The organism is Pseudorhizobium flavum (assembly GCF_044142885.1).
GTDB classification, from domain to species: Bacteria; Pseudomonadota; Alphaproteobacteria; order Rhizobiales; family Rhizobiaceae; genus Neorhizobium; species Neorhizobium flavum.
Map to the genome: position 1 here is coordinate 35208 of NZ_JBIOKZ010000010.1, position 24358 is coordinate 59565.

At 62.2% G+C, this 24358-nt stretch carries 18 protein-coding genes; 10 read left to right on the forward strand and 8 right to left on the reverse strand.

Annotated features, from left to right (window positions below; translation table 11 throughout):
* Positions 1 to 30: 30 nt before the first annotated feature.
* Entirely contained in the window at positions 31 to 1020 is a 990-nt protein-coding gene (locus ACEPP2_RS17560; protein WP_395517342.1) for a LysR family transcriptional regulator, read from the reverse strand.
* A gap of 150 nt (positions 1021 to 1170) precedes the next feature.
* Here ACEPP2_RS17560 and ACEPP2_RS17565 point away from each other — a divergent pair, with 150 nt between their 5' ends.
* The 3 genes from ACEPP2_RS17565 (at position 1171) to ACEPP2_RS17575 (ending at position 6524) form a co-directional block, all read left to right on the forward strand.
* The gene (locus ACEPP2_RS17565; RefSeq protein ID WP_395517427.1) at positions 1171 to 1968 is read left to right on the forward strand and encodes an alpha/beta hydrolase fold domain-containing protein; all 798 of its coding nucleotides are present in this window, start codon (positions 1171 to 1173) and stop codon (positions 1966 to 1968) included.
* Between the two features lie 53 nt (positions 1969 to 2021).
* Positions 2022 to 3212, forward strand: coding sequence for an efflux RND transporter periplasmic adaptor subunit (locus ACEPP2_RS17570; RefSeq protein ID WP_395517343.1), 1191 nt, complete (start codon positions 2022 to 2024; stop codon positions 3210 to 3212).
* A gap of 129 nt (positions 3213 to 3341) precedes the next feature.
* A complete protein-coding gene (locus ACEPP2_RS17575; protein ID WP_395517344.1) occupies positions 3342 to 6524 on the forward strand; it encodes an efflux RND transporter permease subunit in 3183 nt (1060 codons plus the stop codon).
* Positions 6525 to 6609: 85 nt separating this feature from the next.
* Here the strand turns inward: ACEPP2_RS17575 and ACEPP2_RS17580 are convergent, their stop codons facing one another.
* From ACEPP2_RS17580 to ACEPP2_RS17605, 6 genes are all read right to left on the reverse strand, one after another.
* Positions 6610 to 7731: an ABC transporter permease gene (locus ACEPP2_RS17580; RefSeq protein ID WP_395517345.1), complete on the reverse strand. Its 1122-nt coding sequence runs from the start codon at positions 7729 to 7731 to the stop codon at positions 6610 to 6612.
* A 1-nt stretch (position 7732) separates the two neighbouring features.
* Entirely contained in the window at positions 7733 to 10477 is a 2745-nt protein-coding gene (gene rbbA / locus ACEPP2_RS17585) for a ribosome-associated ATPase/putative transporter RbbA (protein WP_395517346.1), read from the reverse strand.
* A 3-nt stretch (positions 10478 to 10480) separates the two neighbouring features.
* Positions 10481 to 11512 (reverse strand): HlyD family secretion protein, encoded by a 1032-nt coding sequence (locus ACEPP2_RS17590; RefSeq protein WP_395517347.1) that lies wholly within the window; start codon positions 11510 to 11512, stop codon positions 10481 to 10483.
* An 88-nt stretch (positions 11513 to 11600) separates the two neighbouring features.
* Positions 11601 to 12524, reverse strand: coding sequence for a response regulator (locus tag ACEPP2_RS17595; protein WP_395517348.1), 924 nt, complete (start codon positions 12522 to 12524; stop codon positions 11601 to 11603).
* Positions 12517 to 15897, reverse strand: coding sequence for a hybrid sensor histidine kinase/response regulator (locus tag ACEPP2_RS17600; RefSeq protein ID WP_395517349.1), 3381 nt, complete (start codon positions 15895 to 15897; stop codon positions 12517 to 12519). Before ACEPP2_RS17600 ends, ACEPP2_RS17595 begins: the two co-directional genes overlap by 8 nt.
* Positions 15898 to 15986: 89 nt before the next feature.
* Positions 15987 to 16424, reverse strand: a complete 438-nt coding sequence (locus ACEPP2_RS17605) for a DUF488 domain-containing protein (RefSeq protein WP_395517350.1) — start codon at positions 16422 to 16424, stop codon at positions 15987 to 15989.
* 200 nt (positions 16425 to 16624) lie between these two features.
* Between ACEPP2_RS17605 and urtA the strand changes: the two genes are divergently transcribed.
* Complete coding sequence (gene urtA / locus ACEPP2_RS17610; RefSeq protein ID WP_395517351.1) at positions 16625 to 17914, forward strand: urea ABC transporter substrate-binding protein; 1290 nt, start codon at positions 16625 to 16627, stop codon at positions 17912 to 17914.
* Here urtA and ACEPP2_RS17615 read toward each other — a convergent pair whose 3' ends face one another.
* Complete coding sequence (locus tag ACEPP2_RS17615; RefSeq protein WP_395517352.1) at positions 17915 to 18097, reverse strand: hypothetical protein; 183 nt, start codon at positions 18095 to 18097, stop codon at positions 17915 to 17917. It abuts the gene before it with no gap.
* Here ACEPP2_RS17615 and urtB point away from each other — a divergent pair.
* From urtB to ACEPP2_RS17645, 6 genes are all read left to right on the forward strand, one after another.
* Positions 18096 to 19700, forward strand: a complete 1605-nt coding sequence (urtB, locus tag ACEPP2_RS17620) for an urea ABC transporter permease subunit UrtB (protein WP_395517353.1) — start codon at positions 18096 to 18098, stop codon at positions 19698 to 19700. The two genes, ACEPP2_RS17615 and urtB, sit on opposite strands and share 2 nt — an antisense overlap.
* A complete protein-coding gene (gene urtC, locus ACEPP2_RS17625) occupies positions 19697 to 20857 on the forward strand; it encodes an urea ABC transporter permease subunit UrtC (RefSeq protein ID WP_395517354.1) in 1161 nt (386 codons plus the stop codon). Before urtB ends, urtC begins: the two co-directional genes overlap by 4 nt.
* Positions 20858 to 20861: 4 nt before the next feature.
* The gene (gene urtD, locus ACEPP2_RS17630; RefSeq protein WP_395517355.1) at positions 20862 to 21623 is read left to right on the forward strand and encodes an urea ABC transporter ATP-binding protein UrtD; all 762 of its coding nucleotides are present in this window, start codon (positions 20862 to 20864) and stop codon (positions 21621 to 21623) included.
* Positions 21624 to 21625: 2 nt separating this feature from the next.
* Positions 21626 to 22321 carry an urea ABC transporter ATP-binding subunit UrtE gene (gene urtE / locus ACEPP2_RS17635; protein ID WP_395517356.1) on the forward strand — a complete coding sequence of 232 codons (696 nt, stop codon included), beginning with the start codon at positions 21626 to 21628 and terminating at the stop codon, positions 22319 to 22321.
* A 101-nt stretch (positions 22322 to 22422) separates the two neighbouring features.
* Positions 22423 to 23010 carry an ANTAR domain-containing response regulator gene (locus tag ACEPP2_RS17640; protein WP_052640003.1) on the forward strand — a complete coding sequence of 196 codons (588 nt, stop codon included), beginning with the start codon at positions 22423 to 22425 and terminating at the stop codon, positions 23008 to 23010.
* 36 nt (positions 23011 to 23046) lie between these two features.
* Positions 23047 to 24330, forward strand: coding sequence for a CmpA/NrtA family ABC transporter substrate-binding protein (locus tag ACEPP2_RS17645; RefSeq protein ID WP_395517357.1), 1284 nt, complete (start codon positions 23047 to 23049; stop codon positions 24328 to 24330).
* Positions 24331 to 24358: the final 28 nt, after the last annotated feature.

The following is a 24358-nucleotide window of genomic DNA, read 5'->3' on the forward strand; positions in this document are numbered from 1 at the left end:
TGGAACTTCAATGCCGCTGCGCCGAGCTCGCTATTCCGCCGCGACTGCGACCGGAGTGGGGTCCGCCGTGACCTTCTGCTTCTTCCCTGCGGATATAGCGCGAGCCGGTGGGGTGTCGCTGGCGCTGGTTTCCTTCAGGAGCCTGACCAGCCAATCGACGAAGACGCGAACGCGGTTACCAAGGTGCCGGGTGCGAGGATAGACGATGTAGAGTGGCATCGGATCCCGCTGCCATTCCGTCATGACTTCCACCAGTTCGCCCCGTTCGGCGGCGTCCCGAACCATGAATTGCGGCGCCTGTACCACGCCCATGCCGGACAGAGCGGCGGCGACGTAACTGCGGCTGTCGTTGACCGAGACCGCATAGCGGGGCGTGATCTCCAAGCTCTCTTCCCCCCGCCGGAACTCCATCGGCAGGACCTTTCCGGCCTGGGCGTTGAGATATCCGACGGAGAAGAAGCGGGCTTCGAGATCCCTCGGATGTTCCGGCATGCCGAACATCTCGATGAAGCCGGGAGATGCGTAGGTCTTGAGGCTCATCTCACCGACCTTGCGGGCGATCAGCGACTGATCGGTCGGCGTGCCTGCCCTCAATGCGCAGTCGACATTTTCGGCGATGTAGTCCACGAGCCGGTCGCCAACCCCGATGTCGAGCGAGATCTGCGGATACCTGCAGTAGAAGTCGCAGAGCGATGGGATGACGATCAGGTCGGCAAAGGCCCCGGCCATTTCCACGCGAAGTCGGCCGGATGGCTGTGCCTGGGAGGAGGAAATGCTGCCGTCCAGTTCATCGAGGTCGGTCAAAAACTGGGCCGCGCGCTCGTAGTAGAGGGCCCCTTCGGTCGTCACGGCGACCTGACGGGTGGTGCGGTTCAGGAGCTTTGCCATGAGGTGTCCCTCCAGGTTCTGCACCATGTTGGTGACGGTTGTCTTGGACATGTCGAGCGAGCGGGCGGCGCGGGTGAAGTTCCCGGTTTCGACGACACGAACGAAGGCACGCATAGCAGAAAGTTGATCCATGGCACGATCTCGTTGCGAGGCAACATTGTCCCGATATAGTGGATAGTGAAGTACGAACGGGAAACTTGTGCGGTTTCTACTGAACAATAATATCAGGTGGCATCAGGGAAACAAGAAGCTGCCTTGAGTAAAGAGCAGGCAGAGGTTTCGATGGAGATGCGATGGGAACAGGTCGAGTTGGGTTTGCCGGCCGCTACAACCATGCCGGTTCGGTTCTACGAGCCGCCGATGAAGGAAAAGGCTCCCCCGCTCGTCCTATACCTACGCGGCGGTGCTTTCCAACAGGAAGAAACTGCCGAACGTGAAACGCCCATCGCCGGAGCGCTTGCCAATGGCGGCGCGATTGTTGTCGAGGCGGACTACGGAAGCATCTCGCAGAACATGTTTCCCGGCGCCGTCGAATGCGGTCTTGCAGCGCTGCGCTGCCTAGCCGCACGGCGACGCAAACTGGGCAGTGCCCGGTCTCCGATCCTGATTGCAGGCGAGGAGGCTGGTGGAAATGTGGCGGCTGGCATCGCTCTCAAGGCCCGGGACCAGATGCCGGGAGTCCTTGCAGGGCAGGTGCTCCTGTCGCCGCTGATCGACCCGACGATGAGTTCGGTGTCGATCCGCAAGGCGGACGCGATCGGCATGCGGGAACGCTGGTCCGATGGCTGGATGCATTATCTCCGCGGATTTTGCGGGTTCACGCATCCCTATGCAGCGCCTTGTATGTGTTCGCGCTTGGCCGCCGTTGCGCCTGCACTGGTGGTGACGGCGGAAGACGATCCGCTGAGGGATGAGACGCTCGGATACGCCGACCGTCTGTCCGAAGCAGGTGTGAAAGTACGCCGACATGTCTTTCCTGCGGGAAGCGGCTGGTCGGGAATTTATAACGAGGAAGACGGGGCGTGGCTGTCGGAAATAAGCGCCCACTTTCGTCTTTTCGTTCAGGAGTTGCGTCGGTAACGGCTTGATTTGAGAAGGTGGCGGCCCGCCTCAGGGGCCGCAAGGAGATTGATATGACGAAGAAGCTAAGCTGGGCCCTCGCGGGCGCCGGAGCGATACTGGCCGTCTCGTTGTCAAGAGCTGCGGTCCATTTCGACTTTGACGGTTTCGATTTTGCGCGTGATGCCGAGGCGACCCAGGCGGAGGCTGCACCTGCGCCTGCTATTCCCGTGACGGTGACGGCCGTGGAGCCGCGCAGCATCACCACCTGGCAGGAATTTTCCGGCCGGCTCGAAGCTGTGGACCGCGTCCAGCTGCGGCCACGGGTGGCAGGAACCATTCAAGCGGTTCATTTTCGGGAGGGTGGGTTGGTCTCCGTCGGGGATCGGCTGATCACCATCGATCCGGCTCCTTATGCCGCGGCTGTGGCGCAGGCGGAAGGGCAGGTTGCCTCCGCGAAGGCCCGTCTTGACCTGGCAGCTACGGAACTGCGGCGGGGCAAGACCCTGCTGGAGAAGAAAACGATCTCGCAGAGTGAACTCGCCCAACGGCAAGGTGCCGAGCGGGAAGCCGCGGCGAGCCTGCGTTCGGCGGAAGCGGCTCTCGAACTCGCACAGATCAACCTCGGGTATACGGAGATCAAGGCGCCAATTTCGGGTCGCGTCGGCAGGCTAGAGATAACCGAAGGCAACCTCGTCGGTGCCGGAGATGCTGCCCAGGTTCTGACGACGCTCGTCTCCGTCGATCCGATCTATGCAAGTTTCGACGCCGGCGAGGATATCGTTGCCCGGATCCTGGCCGAATTGCCGTCGCAAGGCGGCGTTCGTGCGCTCGAACAGGTCCCGGTGGAGATCCAGACGCTTGGCGGCGAGGAAGCAGTCCGCGGCAGGCTGCAGCTGATCGACAACGAGGTGAGCGCCACGAGCGGCACGATCCGCCTGCGGGCGATCTTCGACAATCCGGACGGCCGGTTGATACCGGGCCAGTTCGTGCGGGTCCGACTGGGCGAGCCGAAGGAGAAGGAGCACCTGCTCGTCAGCGAGACGGCGGTAGGGTCTGACCAGGACAAGAAGTTCGTCTTCGTCGTGGATCAGGCCAATACGGTCGCCTATCGCCAGATCAAGCTCGGTGCTGCAGTCGAGGGCGAGCGGATCGTGGAAAGCGGTTTGCAGCCGGGCGACCGCGTGGTCGTCAATGGCCTGCAGCGCATTCGTCCGGGCGCGGTCGTCGAACCGCAGACTGCAGCGGAAGTCGCCAAGAAATAAAGCCGGCGAGAAATAAAGCCGGCGACCGCCGCGCTCTGAACCTGAAACGCACCTGATGCTCGCGACACTTCCTGTCGCGGGCACGGCTTTCCCATGCCTTGTTATCAGCCCTGGAGAGAGGGTACCGACATGAATATTTCCAGATTTTTTGTGGATCGCCCGGTCTTCGCGGCGGTCCTGTCAATCCTGATCGTGGTGGCGGGTCTGATCGGCCTGCGCGCCCTGCCGATTTCGGAATACCCGGAGGTCGTGCCGCCATCCATCGTCGTGCGGGCCACTTATCCCGGCGCCAACCCTACGGTCATTGCCGAGACGGTTGCGACACCCCTCGAAGAGCAGATCAACGGCGTCGAAGACATGCTCTACATGTCCAGCCAGGCGACGTCGGATGGTGTCCTTACCGTGACCGTGACCTTCAAGCTCGGCACGGATCCCGACAAGGCGCAGCAGCTTGTCCAGAACCGGGTGGCGCAGGCCGAACCGCGTCTGCCGGCCGAGGTACGGGCACTGGGCCTCACCACGGTGAAGAGTTCGCCGGACTTCATCATGGTCGTCAACCTGGTCTCGGAGGATGACGGCTACGACATCACCTATCTGCGCAACTATGCGACCCTCAACATCAAGGATCGCCTTGCCCGTATCGAGGGCGTCGGCCAGGTCCAGGTTTTCGGGGCTGGCGACTATTCGATGCGCGTCTGGATCGACCCGCAGAAGGCGGCGGAGCATGGGCTGGCCGCCAGCGATATCAGCAATGCCATCCGGGCGCAGAACGTTCAGGCGGCGGCAGGCATCATCGGTGCGTCGCCAAGCGTTCCCGAAACCGGTCTCCAGCTGAACGTCAATGCGCAGGGGCGTCTCGAAACGCCGGAAGAGTTCGGCGCCGTCATCGTCAAGAGCGGCGAGAATGGCGAGATTACCCGCCTGCGCGACGTCGCGCGCATCGAGTTGGGAGCTGCTGATTACACGCTGCGCTCGCTGCTGGACGGCCAGCCCGCGGTCGCCGTCGCCGTCCTGCAGGCACCGGGTTCGAACGCCATCGAGATCGCCGACAACGTCACGGCGACAATGGACCAGTTGCAGCTCGCAATGCCTGAAGGCGTGAAATACGAGATCGTCTATGACACCACCAAGTTCGTGCGTGCGTCGATCGAAAAGGTGGTGGAGACGCTTCTCGAGGCGGTGGCGCTGGTTGTCCTGGTGGTCATCCTCTTCTTGCAGACCTGGCGCGCCTCGATCATCCCGCTGATCGCTGTCCCGGTCTCCATCATCGGCACCTTCGCCGTTATGTATGCCTTCGGCTTCTCCATCAACGCGCTGACACTCTTCGGCCTTGTGCTCGCGATCGGTATCGTTGTGGATGATGCGATTGTGGTGGTCGAGAATGTCGAGCGCAACATCGAGAACGGCCTCTCGCCCCGCGATGCCACCTATCGGGCGATGCGGGAAGTGTCGGGACCGATCATCGCGATTGCCCTCGTGCTCGTCGCGGTTTTCGTTCCGCTCGCCTTCATCACCGGCCTCTCGGGCCAGTTCTACCGGCAGTTCGCGCTGACGATCGCGATCTCGACCGTGATCTCGGCTATCAACTCGCTGACGCTATCGCCGGCGCTGGCAGCCCTGCTTCTGAAGGGCCATCATGCGCCGAAGGACTGGCTGACGCGGTTGATGGACCGGCTGTTCGGGTGGTTCTTCCGCGGCTTCAACCGCGTCTTCGGCGCTGCGTCCAGCGGCTATGGGCGAACCGTGGGCGGACTGCTGTCCCACAAGAGCCTGGTCATGATCGTCTACCTGGCGCTGGTCGGAGCCACTTACAGCGTGTTCACGACCGTCCCCGGCGGTTTCGTGCCGGCACAGGACAAGCAGTACCTCATCGGCTTCGCCCAGCTCCCGGATGGCGCCACGCTCGACCGGACGGAAGAGGTCATTCGCAACATGAGCGACATCGCGCTGGAGCAGCCGGGCGTGACGCATGCCATCGCCTTCCCCGGATTGTCCATCAACGGTTTCACCATCGGTTCGAATGCGGGCATCGTCTTCGCGGCGCTCGATGATTTCGAAAACCGCAAGACACCCGAGCTTTCGGGCGGCGCCATCGCCATGGCGCTGAACCAGAAATATTCCGGAATTCAGGAAGCCTTCATCGCCATGTTCCCGCCGCCGCCGGTCAACGGGCTTGGCCAGACGGGCGGCTTCAAGTTGCAGATCGAAGACCGCGCCGGCTATGGCAATCAGGTCCTGGACGAAGCCACCAAGGCCGTGCTTGCCAAGGCCTATCAGACACCGGAACTGGCCGGCATATTCTCAAGCTTCCAGATCAACGTGCCGCAACTCTTCGCGGACGTGGACCGGGCCAAGGCCGAACAGCTGGGTGTAGCGGTGACAGATGTCTTCGAAACGCTGCAGATCTACCTCGGCTCCCTCTATGTCAACGACTTCAACGCCTTCGGCCGTACCTACAGCGTACGCGTCCAAGCGGACGCGAAGTTCCGCGCGGAGGCGGAAGACATAGGCGAACTGAAGGTGCGCTCGCGCTCGGGAGAGATGATTCCGCTTTCGGCGCTCCTGAAGGTGGAGGAGACGACAGGTCCGGAGCGGACGACCCGCTACAACGGCTTCCTATCGGCGGACATCAACGGCGGCCCGGCGCCGGGCTATTCCTCGGGGCAGGCGCAGGCAGCGATCGAGAAGATCGTCCGGGAGACGGTGCCGCAAGGGATCGACTTCGAATGGACCGATCTCACCTACCAGGAAATCCTTGCCGGCAATTCCTCGATCGTCGTCTTCCCGCTGGCGCTTCTCCTCGTCTACCTCGTGCTCGCGGCGCAGTACGAGAGCCTGACGCTGCCGCTGTCGATCATCATGATCGTGCCCATGGGCGTCCTGGCGGCACTGACAGGCGTGTGGCTAACAGGCGGCGACAACAACATCTTCACCCAGATCGGTCTGGTGGTGCTGGTGGGATTGTCGGCGAAGAATGCGATCCTGATCGTGGAGTTCGCCCGCGAACTGGAGCTTGAAGGACGCACCCCGTTCGATGCTGCAGTCGAAGCAAGCCGCCTGCGCCTGCGTCCGATCCTGATGACGTCGATGGCCTTCATCATGGGGGTCGTGCCACTCGTGATCTCCACCGGAGCAGGAGCGGAAATGCGCTCGGCAATGGGCGTGGCGGTCTTCTCCGGCATGATCGGCGTGACCTTCTTCGGCATCTTCATGACGCCGGTCTTCTACCTGCTGGTGCGCATCCTCACGGGCCGCCGTCCCCTGCGGCGGTCCGGTATGCAGGAGGTCCCCGCTCTCTCTCCAGCGGAGTAGCGCCTCCTGTGCCGCGCGGGCCCGACCATCGGGCCTGCGCGGCTTCCGATCAGACGACGTCACGGATGCGTCGACAATCGATGGGTCATGCTCCCGCCGCGGCACGGCGAAAGAACAGCAGGCTTCCGACGAGATAGAGGGATCCGAAGACGAAAACGGCGAGTAGCTTCGGCCAAACGATGGAGAGGTCGGCGCCGCGGAAGGCAATTGCGGTCGCCATCTCCATGTAGTGTCGCGACGGCAGCATGTAGGTGATCGGCTGCAGCCAGATCGGTTGGCTTTCAATGGGACTCATGCCACCGGACAGGATCATCATCGGCATGATCACGAGCATGATCAGCAGCGCGAACTGTGCCATGGTGCGGGCAATCACACCGAGCAGGATGCCGATTGCGGCCGCTGCGAAGAGATAGATCAACGTTCCGAACAAGAGCAGTCCGTCTGAGCCGGCGAAGGGGACGTCGAGCGCTGCCTTCACGACGACGTAGAGCCCGAAGACAAAGGCCAAGAAGACGACGGCGCTGTTCGCAAGCACTTTGGCTATTGCGATCTCGAAGGCGTTAAGGGGAAGAACCATGAGGTGCTCGAGCGTGCCGTGCTCGCGTTCGCGTATCAGGGCGGCGCCGGTCAGGACGATCGTCAGCATGGTCAGGTGGTCGAGCAGTCCGGAAATTGCGGAAAGCCAGACGTTGTCGCCGGTCGGATTGAACGCGCGGCGCAGCACCAGATCGATGCTCATGGGCCTCGCAGCGTCAGATCTGGCCAGGAAGCGGGTCACCTCGTCCGAGATGATCTTGGTCAGGTAGCCGGTACCCACCGTCGCCTGCATCGTCTTCGTTGCATCGATCAGGATCTGCACCTCGGTATGGCGTCCTGCCCTTAGATCAGCCTCGAAACCTGCCGGTATGGTGACGACGAAGGTGGTCTCGCCCCAGTCCAGCATGCGCTCCGCCGTATCCGGATCCGCCACGTCCGGCTCCAGGAAGTAGGGCGGGAAAAGCGCGGTCCTCAGTCCGCGGCTCAGCGCGCTTCCGTCGTCATCGACGAATGTGACATGGGCATTGCTGAGAAAGTCGCCACCGCCGGAGCTCTCGATGTAAAGCCCCGGGCCGAACGAATAGAGGACAAGCAGGAGCAGCAGAAGCTCGCGCCATAGAGAGATCAGTTCCTTCCAGCTCAGATAGAGGATATTGCCGATATGCCGCATGTCAGGCCTCCTGTTTGCGCAACAACAGTGTGGCAAAGATCAGAAAGGCCGGAGCAAAGACCAACAGTATCACGATATTCGGTGCAAGCTGGACGAAATCCATCGATTTGTTGAATGCGCCGAGGCTCATCTGCATGAAGTAGTTAGTCGGCCAAAGCTGGCCGATCATGCGCGCCGGAGCCTCAAGCGTCGAAACCGGTTGCGTCAAGCCGGAGAACATGACCGTCGGCATCATCGCCAGGATCGTGGTGGCGAAGACCGCGGCCACCTGGGTCCTGGCGAAGCTTGCGACCACCAGTCCGAACCCGGTCGAGGCAAAGACGTAAGTCACGGCGCCGAGGGCGAGTGCGCCCTGGCTGCCCTTGAGGGGTACGTCGAACAGGAACACGGCCATCGCTGTCAGGATCAACCAGTTGGCAAAGCCGATGATCACATAGGCAAGCTGCTTTCCGAGGAGATATTCGACACGTGTCGTCGGCGTGACATAGAAATTGGTGATGGTGCCGAGCTCCCGTTCGCGGGCAAGACTCACCGCCATCAGGATCGCGGGAAACAGCATGAGGAGGATGGCCGGCACGGCCGGAGCCATCGATGTCAGGCTGCGAAGGCTGGGATTGTAGCGATATCGCGGCTCGATCGAGAGTTGCGACACCAGAAGGTCGGCCATTCCCTCACGGATCGCCCGGTCGCTCAGGAAGGCGGCGTGGGCCCCCTCGACATAACCCTCGACAATCGAGGCGGTGATGGTGTTGGCACCATCCATCCAAGCCCCGACTTCCGTCGGTTCGCCTGCCGTGCCCGCCCGGCCGAAGCCTCGAGGGATTTCGATGGCAAGCGCAATGTCGCCGCTGCGCATTCGGGCGTGTAAATCATCGGCGCTATGCACCTCGGGGCGCTCGATGAAGATGTTCGACCCTTCGAAGCTTGCGAGATAAGCCCGGCTTTCGGGTGTCCGATCCTGATCGAATGCGGCGAAGGTCAGTCCCTCGGTGTCGATAGAGATGCCATAGGCAAAGAGAAGCATCAGGATCATGCTGCCGCAGAAGGCGAAGGCGAGGCGCACGGGATCGCGGATGACCTCCTGCAGTTCACGCCGGTTGATGGCAAGCATCCGGTAAGGCAGCCACCGCGTCAGCCAATGGCCTCGCTTTCGCCCGACGGGGTCCAACGCTGTCTCGGGGGCGGGCGCAGGTGGTTCAGCAAGGCTGCGGTCCGCTTCCGATATGTAGCGGATGAACGTCTCCTCCAGAGAATCTGATGCCGCCTCGTGCGCAAGCGTTTCCGGCGTGTCGCAGACCAGGACCCGCCCCGCATGCATCAGCGAAATGCGGTCGCAGCGCATGGCCTCGTTCATGAAATGCGTGGAAATGAATATCGTCACGCCGTCGTTCTGGGCCAGGCGGGTGAGCAGCTTCCAGAACTCGTCTCGCGCGACCGGGTCCACGCCCGATGTCGGCTCGTCGAGGATCAGCATCGGCGGTTCGTGCAGCACCGCGCAGGCCAGCGACACACGCTGCTTCAGCCCGAGAGGCAGTTTGCCGGTCCGCTCGTCGGCGTGTTCCGACAGGCCGAAATCCAGCAGCAACTCCCGCATCCGAGCGCGCGCATAGTCGGGTTCCAGATGGTAGAGGCGGGCATGCAGGCGCAGGTTCTCAACCACCGTCAGTTCGCCGTAGAGGGTGAAGCTCTGCGACATGAAGCCAACATCCTCGCGGCCCACCGTCCCACCGTGGCGGATCGGCCGACCGAAGACCTCGGCATCGCCTTCGGTAGGCGGCAAAAGTCCCGTCAGCATCTTCATCGTGGTGGTCTTGCCGCAGCCATTGGAGCCCAGGAAGCCGAAGATCTCGCCGCGACGGATCTCGAAACTGACGTCGCGGACCGCGGTGAAGGCGCCGAAGCGTTTCGTGAGCCCCCGCGCGATGATGACGGGGGCGCCGCCGTCGAGTTCTCGCTTGGCGATCGGCCCGCCGTCAAACGCTGCGCCGCGTTTTTCCGGAGGCAGGAAGGAGACGTAGGCGGCTTCAAGGTTCTCGGTCCCGCTTCGTTCCAGCAGTTCGGCGGGGCTGCCGGTCGCAAGCACACAGCCGTCATCCATTGCCGCGAGCCAGTCGAAGCGGGCCGCCTCTTCCATGTAGGCGGTCGACACCAGCACGCTCATCTCGCCGCTCTCGCGGCGCAACTCATCGATCAGGTCCCAGAACTGACGGCGGGACAGGGGATCGACACCGGTCGTGGGTTCGTCGAGAATGAGAAATTCAGGCTCGTGGATCAGCGAACAGCAGAGGCCCAGCTTCTGCTTCATGCCGCCAGAGAGCTTTCCCGCCGGCCGGTCCTGGAAAGGATCGAGACCCGTGGCACGAAGCAAGCGGTTAATCCGCTGCGCTCCATGCCGGTTGTCGCGACCATGCAGTCGAGCGAAGAAGTCGATATTCTCGCGGACGGAGAGTTCCTTGTAGAGGGCCTTTCCCAGGCCCTGCGGCATGTAGGCGATGCGGGGCTGAACCATCCTGCGGTTGGCCGGCCGTCTGAGCTCCCCGCCCAGCACTTCAAGGTAGCCGATTTGCTGACGCCTTACCCCGGCGAGCAGTCCCAGAAGCGTCGACTTTCCCACCGCGTCAGGACCGATCACGCCGAGCATCTTCCCGCGTGGCAGGTCGAGAGTTACGTCGTCAAGCGCGATGGTCCGGCCGTAGCGGTGGGTGAGCCCCTGGAGACGGGCAAGCGGGGCGGGACTTCCCTGCATGGCCTACTCCGCCTTGGGCAAGGCATCTTCCGGGATCGGCTTGCCGACGAACTCGGCAGGCCAGGGCTCGGTGTCATTGCCGGAGAGACGAATGGTGGCGACACCGCGAAGGCCGGTACGGACGTGGTCGACATAGGAGCGCACCAGTTCCTCCGGCACACGGACGCGAATCCGGAACATGAGATCGGCCCGCTCCTCGTACGTCTCCACCGTGCGTGGCGTAAACTGCGCCTCCGGAGAGACGAAACTGACACGCGCAGGGATGGCGTAGTCGATATTGTCAAGCCGGATGCGTGCCTCTGCGCCGATGGGCGTGTGCATGGTGGCGGCCGCCGGAAGGAAGATTTCCATATAGACTTGGGTGAGGTTGATGATCGTGACGACGCGGCCGCCTGCCGCGATAACCTCGCCCGGCTGCGCCAAGCGATACAATATCCGCCCGAACACCGGTGCGGTCAGAGTTGAATCGGCAATCTGCGTCTCATAACGAGTGGCGAGCGCCCGCGCGGCGTCGACTGCCCGCTCGGCCGTGGATAATTGCGCCCGCGCCGCCTCCACCGCTGCTTCTGCGACGGCAAGTGTCGCCTTGGCGCGATCGGCAAGCGCCTGTGACTGGACCCCGCGCTCGGCCAGCTGTTCGGTTCGCTGGAACTCGATGCGTGCCAGAGCCAGGTCCGCCTCTCTCTGCTGAATGAGAGCACGCACCTCGTTGATCTGACTTTCGGCCCGCGCGGCGTCTGCCTGAGCGCTGCTCAGCAGTGCCTGGAGTTCCGACGTATCCATGACTGCGACGACATCGCCGGCCTGCACGAGATCGCCTTCTGAAACGCGGATCTCGGAGACGCGACCGCCAAGCCGTGTCGCGAGATCGATCTGGTCGGCCTCCAACCTGCCATTTCCGGCAGCAAATCCTTCAGGCAGGCCGCGGTTATTCTGCTCGTTCACGTACCATGCCGCCGCGCCGAGAAACGCGACCACCAGAAGGCCCATGATCGTCCATCGGACAATACCCTTGTCTCGCCAGGTCGTATCCATGGTATCTCGTCCCTGATGTCTCGCCTCCATCTCTAAACGATATGATGCGATGCGATAAGAGGTTCAGCGTGTCGCAGCCCTAGACAGACTACATCGAGTAAAGAACCTGCGCGGCCTTTACGGCAGCCGACGCGCGGTTTTCGACGCCGAGCTTTACGTAGATCTGCTCCAGGTGCTTGTTCACCGTTCGCGCGGAAAGGCCAAGAATCTCCCCGATATCACGGTTTGACTTGCCCTTGGCGATCCATTCCAGCACCTCCGACTCCCGTGCAGTCAGGCCGAAATGCTGGCGCAGCATGCTCGAACCTGAGCGGCCGCCGGAGCCGCTGAGGCGGAAAAGGAATTCGTCGGCGCCGATTGCTCCGAGAAAAGTAAAGTTCAGGGTGGTTTCGCTGTCGGGCGCCAACGAGAAGGAAGCGTCTCGCGAGCCACCTCCATCGGCTCGTTGGGAGAGCCAGCCAGCGAGGTGAACTGCCACGGCCTCCAGTCCGGTGTCACTGCCCGTCGCGGCGTCGACCAGGCGCATGGCTTGCGGCGTCGACCAATGGATGCTGCCGTTGCGGTGGATCGCGAGCAGGTGGCGGCCGGCCGCGTCGAGTGCCACGCGCGCGCTCTGAACCGAGCGTGCGTTTGCGAGATGGACACGTATGCGTGCCCGCAATTCGTCGATATCTATAGGCTTGCTCAGGTAATCGACACCGCCGGAATCGAGCGCATGCACAATGTGCTCCGTCTCCGTCAACCCGGTCATGAAGATCACCGGGACCTGCGAGACAGAGGGATTGGCCTTCAGCTTTCGGCAGGTGGCGAAGCCATCCATGGCCGGCATCACGGCGTCGAGCAGGATTAGGTCGGGCGTGATGCGATCGACGATATTGAGCGCCGCCTGGCCGGACGTCGCGATCAGCACAGAGAACCCAGTTTGCTCCAGGGCTTCGGTGAGGAAACCAAGAGCTTCGGGACTGTCGTCCACCAGGAGCACGATGTCGCGGGGATGGGCGGCGTCAGCCATCTGTCGTCGTTTCTCCGATGAAGCGGTTCAGGAAGGTCATGTAGCCGTCGAAGTCAAAAGCCTGAATATAGGTGCCCAGTTCGGCCGCGAATGGCCGGTACTCCTCCGTCTGCGCCAGATCGGCAAGCTTTGTCTCGATCCCCCGCACGTAGCCGATCTCGCCCAACCGCAACAGGTCATGGAGGTGATTTTCTCCTGGGCTCACCAATTTTGCCGGCGAGGGTATGGCGATGGCGGTAGCTTGATCGCTTTCGTAGATCCAGGTCAGGCCGAGATGAACGGCCAGGCGGTCGCTCAGCTGGCGCATGTTGACTGGCTTGCCGATAGCATCACTGTGGCCTTCGGCCGTGGCGACCGAGCCATCGCCGATATTGGCAGAGAGCATGACGATCGGTGCCGTCTGCCCACCGTCGCGTAGCTTCGTCACCAGATCCCAGCCACTCATGCCCGGCATGGAAATATCCACGAGGAAGAGGTCCGGTCGCATACCCTCGATCAGTGTCAGGCAGTCCGGCCCGCTCGCCGCCGTGAGGACCACAAAGTCCATAGGCACGAGCAGTTCCCGCATCAGGTCGCGATGATCCTCGTTGTCGTCGACCACGACGATGGTCCGTCGCGGACCGCTGTAGGAAATGATGCGGCGCGCCGGCGCGGGCGCGGTGCTGGGGCGGTCTACGGCCGCAAGCATCAGCCGCACCCTGAAGGTCGAGCCCTCACCCTCTGTGCTCGCGACGGAAATCTCGCCGCCCAGGGTGTTTGTGAGCAGCCGCGTGATGGTCAGGCCGAGACCAAGTCCCGGCATCGGTTTCACCGTGTCGGCCTCACCGCGCTGAAAGGGCTCGTAGATGCGCGTCTGGTCCTTCTCCGGAATACCGCGTCCGGTATCGGTAACCGTGAAAGTCGCTACCTGGCTCCTATAGGCAACGTCGAAGCGGACCGTCCCGGCATCTGTGAACTTGATCGCGTTGGAGAGCAGGTTGACGAGGATCTGGCGAAGCCGCTTCTCGTCGGTGCGTACGTAGAGTGGCAGGCTGCGGACGCGCTCGTGCTCGAACTGCAGCCCCTTCGCCTGCGCCTGAAGAGAGAACATTTCGACGATCTGGTCGAGGAAGTCCTGAATGTTGATCTCGTTCGAATAAACCTGCAACCGGCCCGCTTCGATCTTGGAGATGTCGAGCAGGCCGTCGATCAGACCCGACAGGTGGTCGGCGGAGCGCTTGATGACCTTGATCGCCGACTGCCGCGGCGCGGGGATGGTTTCGTCCCGTTCGAGGATCTGCGTATAGCCCAGGACGGCGTTGAGCGGCGTGCGCAATTCGTGGGAGAGGCCGACGACGTAGCGGCTCTTCGCCCTGTTGGCCGCCTCCGCCGTCTCCTTTGCCTGCTGCAGGGCGGCATCCGTTTTCTTGTGGGCGGCGATCTCGCGTAGGAGCAGGGTGTTCTGGCGAGAAGATTCCTCTTCGGCCACGACCCGGCTGTCATGGGCGAGCACGTAGAACCAGGAGACAACACCGGCGATGATGGCGAAGACGAAGAAGACGATGATGATCGTGCTGTAGATGACCTCGGCATTGGCCGGTGCCGCGAGCCCCACCTGATAAGCGATCATTGCGAGGATGGCGCCGATCACCGAGATGGAGAGTGCCGCCGCCACGGCGTAGCGGCCGAGGCGCGTAGTTAGCTTGGCGATGACAGTCTGCGGCAGCACCGCCTTCGCCACCGAGCCCACCTGCGCATGGAGCCGCGCGTTGGGCTTGCACATGTCGTGGCAGCGGCTGTCGAGCGAGCAGCAGAGCGAGCAGATCGGCGCCGCATAGGCCGGGCACCAAGCCATGTCCTCGGGCTCGAAGGGGTGTTCGCAAATGGAGCAGGTAATGGAGGCGAGGCTCTTCCAGCTGTGACGGGGCTTGCGAGCGAGGTAGAACTTGCCGTTGGTCGCATAGGCGATGGCCGGCGACAGCAGGAAGGCAATGAGCGTCAGATAAGTGGAGAGCGAAGCCATCACCGGCCCGAACAGGCCTAAATGGGCGGCAAGCGCAATGGCAGCCGACCCGCCCATGGCTCCAAGGCCGACCGGGTTGATGTCGTAGAGATGCGCACGCTTGAACTCTATGCCGGGCGGCGACAGGCCAAGCGGCTTGTTGATGAAGAGATCCGCAGAGATGGTGCAGAGCCAGGACATGGCGATGATGGAGAAGATGCCGAGCGTCGCTTCGAGCAACCTGTAGATCCCGAGTTCCATCAGGAGGAGGGCGATCGCCACGTTGAAGATCAGCCAAACGACGCGGCCCGGATGGCTGTGTGTGAGGCGCGAGAAGAAGTTCGACCAGGCAAGCGAACCCGCATAGGCGTTCATCACGTTGATCTTCAGCTGTGAGACGACCACGAATGCCGCCATCAGCAGGAGCGCGGCCGTATCGTGCGGGATCATGTAGCCGAAGGCCGCCAGGTACATATGCGCCGGGTCCGCCGCTTCCTGAGCCGGAATGCCTGTGGAGAGCGTGAGCACGGCGAGAAAGGAGCCGGCCAGCAATTTGGGAACGCCAACCACCACCCATCCCGGCCCTGCAAGGAAGACTGCAACTCGGTGCCGCCACTTCCGCTGGCCCTCCGCAGGCAGGAAGCGTAGGAAGTCCACCTGTTCGCCGATCTGCGGCATCAGCGCCAGGATAACGGCGGACGCGGCCCCGAATTCCAGGAGGCTGAAGGGTGCTGCACCTGCGACCTCGCCGTTGGAGTGATCGATACCGGCAAAGGACCGCCACAGGTCGAACTTCTCCCAGTCAAGGAAGGCGATGAAGAGGAAAGGCAGGATGTTGAGCACGATCCAGAAAGGTTGGGTCACCAATTGGAATCGCGAGATCAGCCGAACCCCGTAGATGACCAGAGGGATCACCACGACGGCGCTGATGATGTAGCCGATCCAGGGCGGGATGCCGAAGGCGAGCTGCAGTGCGCCGGTCATGATCGACGCTTCGATCGCGAACAGCATAAAGGTGAAGCTCGCATAGATGAGCGATGTCACCGTCGAGCCGATATAACCGAAGCTTGCGCCACGGGTCAGCAGGTCGATGTCGACCCCGTGGCGGATCGCATAACGGCTGATCGGAAGGCCGACCACCAGCATGGCGACGGCGGCGGCGATGATGGCGAAGAAGGCATTGGTGGTGCCGTAGGAGAGGGTAATCGTGCCGCCGATCGCTTCCAGCGCTAGAAAAGAGATAGCGCCGATCGCCGTGTGAGAAATCCGCGTAGAGGAAAAGCGTCGGGCGCTCTTTGCCGTGAAACGTAGAGCATAGTCTTCCAGCGTCTGGTCCGCGACCCAGCGGTTGTACTCCCGGCGAACCGGAATGATGCGTTGCCGTGCGGCCATGCCTAATAACTAGCGCCCTCATAAATTTGACTTCCAATTAGGCACTCTTATGCGCGGTGAAGGGTTTGGCAAGCCCTCCGGAAGCAGGATCACAAGTGTCTGACGGCGAGCCTGCCGCCCCATTTGCTGTTGAGGTAATCGACGACGAGGCTCCGGTGGCACTGGTGTGGCTTGTCTTCCGAGCAGAGCAGGCAGCTACCGTCGAAGGCTTCCGCCTTGAACTGGCTCTCGATCTTCCGATCCGCCATCAGCCCCAGGAAGCTTTCCCTGAAGACGTTCCAGTCGCCCTTCTGCTTCTTGAACGTGGTCATGATCTCCTCCGTCGGCGCCAGAAGCGGCTCATGCACGTAATCCGCGCCGCAGAGTTCACTCAGGAAGAACGGCAGGTCGTCTGCCTTGGCGAAGCCCGCCAGTTGGGAGGTGTTGTGCAGCCGCACGTCGATCACCCTCTTCACGCCAGCCGATTTCAGGCGCCGGAAGAAGTTCTCTGCGGTCGTCTTGGTGAAGCCGATCGTTGTAACGTCCATCGTGTTCCCTCCCGCGACCGACTATCGGGACAGCAGTTCCTTGCTGTCAACGATATCGATTGGCTGACGTTTCCCACTTCTCCCCCGTCTGTACGTCATTCTACGTATACGGGTTTGCGGTGCAGCATCGGATAGTCCCTCCAGCAACGGCGAAAGCGTCCCGCTTCCGGTTGCGAACGAACAAGAAGAGGGGTTCGATCATGAAGATTTCCGCAAAGCTTGGCGGAGCGCTGCTAGCCGCTGCGCTCTCCACCACGGCATTCCATGGCGCGTTGGCGCAGGAAGATACGATCAAGATCGGCGTGCTGCACTCCCTTTCGGGCACGATGGCCATTTCCGAGACCACGCTGAAGGACGCCATGTTGATGCTCGTTGAAGAGCAGAACAAAAAGGGCGGCGTCCTCGGCAAGAAGCTCGAAGCCGTTGTCGTCGATCCGGCCTCCGACTGGCCGCTGTTTGCCGAGAAGGCTCGCCAACTGATCAGCCAGGACAAGGTAGCTGCCGTGTTCGGTTGCTGGACATCCTCGTCACGCAAGTCTGTGTTGCCGGTCTTCGAAGAGCTGAACTCGATCCTGTTCTATCCGGTCCAGTACGAAGGTGAAGAATCCTCGCGCAATATCTTCTACACGGGTGCTGCTCCAAACCAGCAGGCCATCCCCGCCGTCGATTACCTTGCCGAAACGGAAGGCGTCGAGCGCTGGGTGCTCGCCGGCACCGACTACGTCTATCCGCAGACCACGAACAAGATCCTCAAGGCCTACCTGATGTCGAAGGGCGTGGCCGAGGAAGACATCATGATCAACTACACGCCGTTCGGTCACTCCGACTGGCAGACGATCGTGACGGACATCAAGAACTTCGGTTCCGCCGGGAAGAAGACCGCCGTGGTGTCGACCATCAACGGCGATGCCAATGTGCCCTTCTACAAGGAACTGGCAAACCAGGGCATCAAGGCGGAAGACATCCCGGTTGTCGCCTTCTCCGTCGGCGAGGAAGAACTGGCGGGTCTGGACACCGGCCCGCTGGTCGGCCATCTGGCCGCCTGGAACTACTTCCAGTCCGTTGAAAGTGAGGCCAATGCCGAGTTCATCGAGACCTGGCACGCCTTCACCAACAACGACAAGCGCGTGACCAACGACCCGATGGAAGCCGCCTATATCGGCTTCAATGCCTGGGTGAAGGCCGTCGAAGCGGCCGGCACAACCGATACCGACGCTGTTCTCGACTCGATCATCGGCGTTGCAGTGCCGAACCTGTCGGGAGGTTATTCTACCGTGATGCCGAACCACCACATCACCAAGCCCGTGCTGATCGGTGAGATCCAGGCGGACGGCCAGTTTGAGGTTGTCCAGGAAACGCCGGCCGTCGTCGGGGACGAATGGTCCGACTACCTGCCGGACTCGAAGGACCTCATCGCCGATTGGCGCAAGCCGATGGAGTGCGGCAACTTCAACGTCGCCACCGGCAAGTGCGGCGGCAAGGGCAGCTGATCAGACCACCCTCCAGCCCCGGCCCTCTTCCCGCACTGGGAAGAGGGTCAGCGCCTCAATCGCCTTCTCGCTCATGCGGGAATGGCGCAGATGTTCTTCTCCCGGGTGAGGGGGAAGGTGCCGGCAGGCGGATGAAGGGCGGATCGCGCCCGTCACGCGCAGCCAACCGGGGGACAAGAGCATGGCAATCCGTTTCGTCAGTCTGATTATTCTGATCCTTTCCTTCGCCGCGCCGTCCCTGGCGCAGAGCGATCCCAAGCCTCTCATCGATCAATTGGCCGATGCCAATTTCCAGCAGGCGGAAGAGCTGATTGCTCAGATCGCCGCGACGGGTGATGCGCGCGTCGTACCGGCACTGGAAGCCTTCTCCGAGGGTGATCTCTACGCCCGCAAGTCCGATGACGCCGTGTTCATGACCAAGCCTGCCGGATCGAAGCTGGAACTGCTCGATCCACTGACCGGCGAAAGCGCTGGCGAGGTGGCGAAATCCGCCGTCAGCAAGGTCAAGGTCAACAACAACCTGCGTCGCGCCATCCGGGCCGCACTCGGCGGCCTGACGCTGATGAGTCCGAACCCCAAAGCCCGGCTGAAAGCGGCCGACACCATGCTTGCCGCACCGAGTGAAGACAATCTCGAGCTTATCGAAACCGCTCTTGCCAAGGAAATCGACGGCGAGGTGAGGGCCAGAATGGAGGAGGCACGCGCCGTGTCGCTGCTCACCTCCGGCCGCTCCATCGAGGAGAAGCGCGAGGCTATTGAGCGAATCCGCAACTACGGCGGACGCGACGCGATCGGCGTGCTGCGCGGCGCCTATGGCTCGGTCGACGCCAGCCTTCAGCCGGACATCGACAAGGCGATCGGCGCGATCGAGAGCGAGATTGCGCTTTGGGACATGGCGCAGAATGTCTGGTATGGCCTGTCGCTCGGCTCGGTGCTGCTGCTCGCGGCAATCGGGCTTGCAATCACCTTTGGGGTGATGGGCATCATCAACATGGCGCATGGTGAGATGGTCATGCTCGGCGCCTATTCCACGTTCGTCGTCCAGGACATCATCCGTTCCAGCGCGCCGCAGCTCTTCGACTGGTCGCTTGCCATCGCGCTGCCTGTCGCCTTCCTGGTGACGGCGGCGGTCGGACTGGCGATCGAGCGTGGCGTGATCCGCTTCCTTTACGGCCGCCCATTGGAAACCCTGCTCGCCACCTGGGGGATTTCGCTCATCCTGCAGCAGGCGATCCGGTCGATCTTCGGGCCGACGAACCAGGAGGTCGGCAACCCTTCCTGGATGTCCGGCTCGTTTCCGCTTGGCGGCATGACGGTCACCTGGAACCGCATGTGGATCATCATCTTCTCACTTTCGATCTTCGTTGCGCTGCTGGTGCTGATGAAGAAATCGTCCTTCGGACTGCAGATGCGGGCGGTGACGCAGAACCGGCGCATGGCTTCTTCCATGGGCGTCCGCACGCCTTGGGTTGACGCCTTTACCTTTGCGCTCGGCTCCGGGATTGCCGGTATCGCTGGCGTGGCGCTTTCGCAGATCGACAACGTCTCACCGAACCTCGGCCAGAGCTACATCATCGACAGCTTCATGGTTGTCGTGTTCGGCGGCGTCGGAAACCTCTGGGGCACCTTGGTCGGCGCGCTGTCGCTCGGAGTCCTCAACAAGTTCCTCGAGCCATGGGCCGGCGCCGTGCTCGGCAAGATCCTCGTGCTGGTACTGATCATCCTCTTCATTCAGAAGCGACCGCGCGGCCTCTTCGCGCTCAAGGGAAGGGCGGTGGAAGCATGATCACCGGTTTCGTTCTTCGCGCGCTGGACGGCAAGATCGTCGTCGCCATCGGCATCCTGCTTGCGACTGCTCTGCTTGTGCCGGCATTGAACCTCCTGGTGCCGCCCGAAAGTGCCTTCCACGTTCCGACTTACGCGGTGTCGCTGTTCGGCAAGTATCTCTGCTACGCACTGCTGGCGCTCGCGCTCGATCTCGTCTGGGGCTATTGCGGCATCCTCTCGCTCGGCCACGGCGCCTTTTTCGCGCTCGGCGGCTATGCCATCGGTATGTATCTCATGCGCCAGATCGGTTCGCGCGGCGTCTACGGCAATCCGGTCCTGCCGGATTTCATGGTCTTCCTCAACTGGCAGGAACTGCCGTGGTTCTGGTACGGCTTCGACATGTTCCCCTTTGCCATGCTGATGGTGCTGGTGGTTCCGGGGCTGCTTGCCTTCCTGTTCGGCTGGTTTGCCTTCCGCAGCCGCGTCAACGGCGTGTATCTGTCGATCATCACGCAGGCGATGACCTATGCGCTGATGCTCGCCTTCTTCCGCAACGACATGGGCTTCGGCGGCAATAACGGACTGACGGACTACAAGGAGATCCTCGGCTTCCCGGTCCAGGCCGCCGGGACGCGCAACGTGCTGTTTGCGATGTCGGCCATCATGCTGGCGCTCTGCCTGCTGATCGCGTCGGCTATCGTGCGCTCGAAGTTCGGCAAGGTGCTGGTCGGGGTGCGCGATGCCGAAAGCCGTGTACGCTTCCTCGGCTTCCGGGTGGAGAACATCAAGCTCTTCACCTTCGTTGTTTCGGCCATGATGGCGGGCATCGCGGGTGCGCTCTTCGTGCCGCAGGTCGGCATTATCAATCCGGGCGAGTTCGCGCCGGCCAATTCCATCGAGGTGGTTGTTTGGACGGCGGTTGGAGGCCGCGGCACGCTTGTTGGACCCATCATCGGCGCAGTTCTCGTCAATGCCGGCAAGAGCTTCTTCACCGGCGCCTTTCCCGAGTTCTGGCTCTACGCGCTGGGCGGCCTGTTCATCGCGGTCACCCTGTTCCTTCCCAAGGGTATCGTCGGCACGATCCAGCAGGGCTGGAACGCCCGCAGGCAACTGAGGGCGGCGGCGGAACGAGAAAATGGCAGGGATGTCGATCTCCTGCCGCAAGCGGCGGAGTAGGATCATGACAACGGTTGCCGAAACACGCGCGAAGAGCCTGCTTTATCTCGACAACGTGTCAGTCTCCTTCGACGGCTTCAAGGCGTTGAACGCGCTTTCCTTCGTGGTCGAGCCGGGTGAGCTTCGGGCCATCATCGGCCCCAACGGCGCCGGCAAGACGACGATGATGGACATCATCACCGGCAAGACCCGCCCCGACAGCGGCACGGTCCTGTTCGAAGACACGATCGATCTCACCAAGCGGGATGAAGCAGACATCGCCCAGCTCGGCATCGGCCGCAAGTTCCAGAAGCCGACTGTGTTTGAGAGCCATAGCGTTTGGGACAATCTGGAGCTCGCACTCAACCGTTCCCGCGGCGTCTTCGCCACGCTGTTCTACAAGCTCACAGCTGAGGATCGCGCGCGCATTGAGGAGATCCTCGAGACGATCCGCCTGACGCACCGCAGGGACGAGCTCGCCGCCAATCTTTCGCACGGCCAGAAGCAGTGGCTGGAGATCGGCATGCTCTTGGCGCAGGAGCCGAAGCTTCTCCTCGTCGACGAGCCGGTGGCCGGCATGACCGACGCGGAGACTGCGGAGACTGCGATCCTGCTCCGCGAGATCGCGAAAACCCGCTCCGTCGTCGTCGTCGAGCACGACATGGGCTTCATCCGCGATCTCGGGGTGAAGGTGACGTGCCTGGCGGAGGGCTCAGTGCTGGCCGAAGGATCGATCGACTTCGTCTCGAGCGATCCGAAGGTCGTCGAGAATTATCTGGGACGTTAATCATGCTGACGGTAGACAACATCAACCTGCACTACGGCGCGGCCCAAGCTCTTCGCGGCATCTCTTTGACCGCGGAGATGGGCAAGATCACCTGCGTGCTCGGCCGCAACGGCGTCGGCAAGAGCTCGCTGCTGCGCGCCATCACCGGACAGCACCCGGTGAGCGCCGGAACGATCCGCTTCAACGAGGCGCCGCTGAACGGGCTGGCACCTTATGCACGGGCGAAGCGCGGCGTCGGCTACGTGCCGCAGGGGCGGGAAATCTTTCCGCTGCTGACCGTTCAGGAGAACCTGGAAAGCGGCTTTGCCCCGCTTCCCCGCAAGGAGCGCTTCATCCCCGACGAGATCTTCAGCCTGTTTCCCGTCCTCGGCAGCATGCTGTCACGGCGTGGCGGGGACCTCTCCGGCGGGCAGCAGCAACAGCTGGCGATCGGCCGCGCCATGGTCATGCGGCCGAAGATCCTAGTGCTGGACGAGCCGACGGAAGGTATCCAACCGTCGATCATCAAGGATATCGGCCGCGCCATCCGCTACCTGAGGGATTCGACCGGCATGGCGATCTTGCTGGTCGAACAATACCTGGATTTCTGCCGCGAACTCGCGGACCAGGTCTACATCATGGACCGCGGCGAGATAGTCCACGAGGGTGGAGCCGAGTCCCTGGATACGGAAGAAGCTCGCCGGCATCTCACCGTATGAATTTCCGACCCGAATGAACTATTTTTCATCAATTCCATAGCACGCATATTTTTTAGACAATGATGCTTGCCAGAATTGCTGCGCTGCGGCATCGTTAGCGAATGTCCCAGGCCGAACTCACCATCCTCGTGATCGATGAAAATGCCATTCGCGCCTCCATCATCGAGGAGGGACTGCGCGAGGCCGGGCATGATCGCGTCAACGTGATCCATGAGGTCAACGGGGTCGCGCGGACGATCGAAACGCTGCAGCCCGACGTCATCATCATCGACATCGAGAATCCGAACCGGGACATGATGGAGCACCTGTTCCAACTTACCCGAACCGTCGGGCGTCCGATTGCGATGTTCGTCGATCGGTCGGATACGGCGTCCATAGAGGCGGCCGTCGATGCTGGAGTCTCCGCCTATATCGTCGACGGGCTCAAGAAGGAGCGGGTGAAGTCGATACTGGACATGGCCGTCAGTCGCTTCAACGCCTTCAGCCGCCTGCAGCGTGAGTTGGCGGAGGCGCGCTCGGCGCTGGAAGAGCGGAAGGTGGTTGAGCGTGCGAAGGGAATTCTCATGAAGATGCGGGGTCTGTCGGAGGAGGAGGCATTCGCCCTCCTGCGCCAGTCCGCGATGAACGAAAAGAAGAAGATGGCGGACATCGCCCAGAGCATCGTAACGGCGGCACGGCTGCTCCTTTGAATGCGAGCCCGGCGAAAAGGCCTTGAGGAAACTGGAATGAACATGGTGACCAGACGCAACCGCACTGGACCTAGCTTGCCTGCTCCCGCAATCGTGCCTTCGGAAGGGACGCGTGTCCTCCGCGCCGGCTTTATACCGCTTGTCGATGCATCCGTGCTGATTGCCGCATCCGTCTTTGGTTTCGCGGAGCGGGAAGGCCTAAGGCTCGAACTTGTCCGGGATGTTTCCTGGGCCAATGTACGCGACCGTCTGGCTTTCCGTCAGTTCGACATCGCCCACATGCTGTCGCCCATGCCGGTGGCATCCATGCTTGGTCTCGGCTCAAACCCCTCGCCCACGATCACGCCTTTCTCGCTCGGACGGGGCGGCAACGCGATCACGCTCTCGACGAGGCTATTTGCCCGCATGCAAGACACTGCCGACATTGGCGATGATGCCAGCGCGCTCGATCATGCCCGTGCGCTTGCCCTGGTGGTCCAAACCATGAAAGCGGCGAGCGAGCAGCCGCCGACGCTGGGCATGACCTATCCTTTCTCTTCCCACAATTACGAGTTCCGTTATTGGCTGGCGGCCGGGGGGATTGATCCCGACGTGGACGTCAGGCTGGTTGTCGTGCCACCGCCGATGACCTCCGATGCGCTTGCGGCGGGCGCGATCGATGGCTTCTGCGTCGGTGCACCGTGGAACATGGTTGCCTCCCAGCGGGGTGTCGGCCGCATCGTGGCTGCCAAGCAGGATATCTGGCCCTCCGCGCCGGAGAAGGTGCTCGGCATGCGGCCGGACTGGGCCGAAAGCAACGCGGACACCGTCATGCGCCTGCTCGTGGCGCTCAATGCTGCAGCACAGTGGTGCGATCAGCCGGAAAACCATGATGCCCTGGCGGAAGCGCTGGCGGATCCGCGCCATGTCGGCGCGCCGGTCGAGATCATACGGCATGTGCTGTCGGGGGAATTCAGTCTGGACGCGCAGGGCACCCGCCGCGTCATCCCGAGCTACTTCTCGTTCCACGCCCAGCACGCCAGCTATCCGCGCCTGAGCCAGGCTCTGTGGATCTACAGCCAGATGATCCGCTGGGGCCAGGCCACCTGTTCCGAGAAGGGAATAGCCGCTGCCCTGGCTTCTTACCGGCCCGACATCTTCCGTTCGGCGCTAGGCGATGCTGCAGCCCCTGACGAGGACGACCTGCGGATGGAAGGTGACCGGCCGGGAGACAGGTTCATGGACGGGTATGTCTTCGATCCTCGAAGACTCCACGACTATGTTCGACACTTTCCGATCGCGCGTCGCGAGCTTGGTGGACGGGACGAGCACGAGATGTAGAACCTGCGCGCGATGCGCGGTCCGACGT

Excerpts from the sequence above, each read along its gene's own strand:
- ACEPP2_RS17615 (WP_395517352.1), bottom strand. The coding sequence starts at position 18,097 with ATGCTCTTGTCCCCCGGTTGGCTGCGCGTGACGGGCGCGATCCGCCCT.
- ACEPP2_RS17595 (WP_395517348.1), bottom strand. The coding sequence starts at position 12,524 with ATGGCTGACGCCGCCCATCCCCGCGACATCGTGCTCCTGGTGGACGAC.
- ACEPP2_RS17575 (WP_395517344.1), top strand. The coding sequence starts at position 3,342 with ATGAATATTTCCAGATTTTTTGTGGATCGCCCGGTCTTCGCGGCGGTC.
- ACEPP2_RS17570 (WP_395517343.1), top strand. The coding sequence starts at position 2,022 with ATGACGAAGAAGCTAAGCTGGGCCCTCGCGGGCGCCGGAGCGATACTG.
- ACEPP2_RS17645 (WP_395517357.1), top strand. The coding sequence starts at position 23,047 with ATGAACATGGTGACCAGACGCAACCGCACTGGACCTAGCTTGCCTGCT.
- ACEPP2_RS17565 (WP_395517427.1), top strand. The coding sequence starts at position 1,171 with ATGGAGATGCGATGGGAACAGGTCGAGTTGGGTTTGCCGGCCGCTACA.
- ACEPP2_RS17560 (WP_395517342.1), bottom strand. The coding sequence starts at position 1,020 with ATGGATCAACTTTCTGCTATGCGTGCCTTCGTTCGTGTCGTCGAAACC.
- urtC (WP_395517354.1), top strand. The coding sequence starts at position 19,697 with ATGATCACCGGTTTCGTTCTTCGCGCGCTGGACGGCAAGATCGTCGTC.
- ACEPP2_RS17580 (WP_395517345.1), bottom strand. The coding sequence starts at position 7,731 with ATGCGGCATATCGGCAATATCCTCTATCTGAGCTGGAAGGAACTGATC.
- rbbA (WP_395517346.1), bottom strand. The coding sequence starts at position 10,477 with ATGCAGGGAAGTCCCGCCCCGCTTGCCCGTCTCCAGGGGCTCACCCAC.
- ACEPP2_RS17605 (WP_395517350.1), bottom strand. The coding sequence starts at position 16,424 with ATGGACGTTACAACGATCGGCTTCACCAAGACGACCGCAGAGAACTTC.
- urtD (WP_395517355.1), top strand. The coding sequence starts at position 20,862 with ATGACAACGGTTGCCGAAACACGCGCGAAGAGCCTGCTTTATCTCGAC.
- urtA (WP_395517351.1), top strand. The coding sequence starts at position 16,625 with ATGAAGATTTCCGCAAAGCTTGGCGGAGCGCTGCTAGCCGCTGCGCTC.
- urtE (WP_395517356.1), top strand. The coding sequence starts at position 21,626 with ATGCTGACGGTAGACAACATCAACCTGCACTACGGCGCGGCCCAAGCT.
- ACEPP2_RS17590 (WP_395517347.1), bottom strand. The coding sequence starts at position 11,512 with ATGGATACGACCTGGCGAGACAAGGGTATTGTCCGATGGACGATCATG.
- ACEPP2_RS17600 (WP_395517349.1), bottom strand. The coding sequence starts at position 15,897 with ATGGCCGCACGGCAACGCATCATTCCGGTTCGCCGGGAGTACAACCGC.
- urtB (WP_395517353.1), top strand. The coding sequence starts at position 18,096 with ATGGCAATCCGTTTCGTCAGTCTGATTATTCTGATCCTTTCCTTCGCC.
- ACEPP2_RS17640 (WP_052640003.1), top strand. The coding sequence starts at position 22,423 with ATGTCCCAGGCCGAACTCACCATCCTCGTGATCGATGAAAATGCCATT.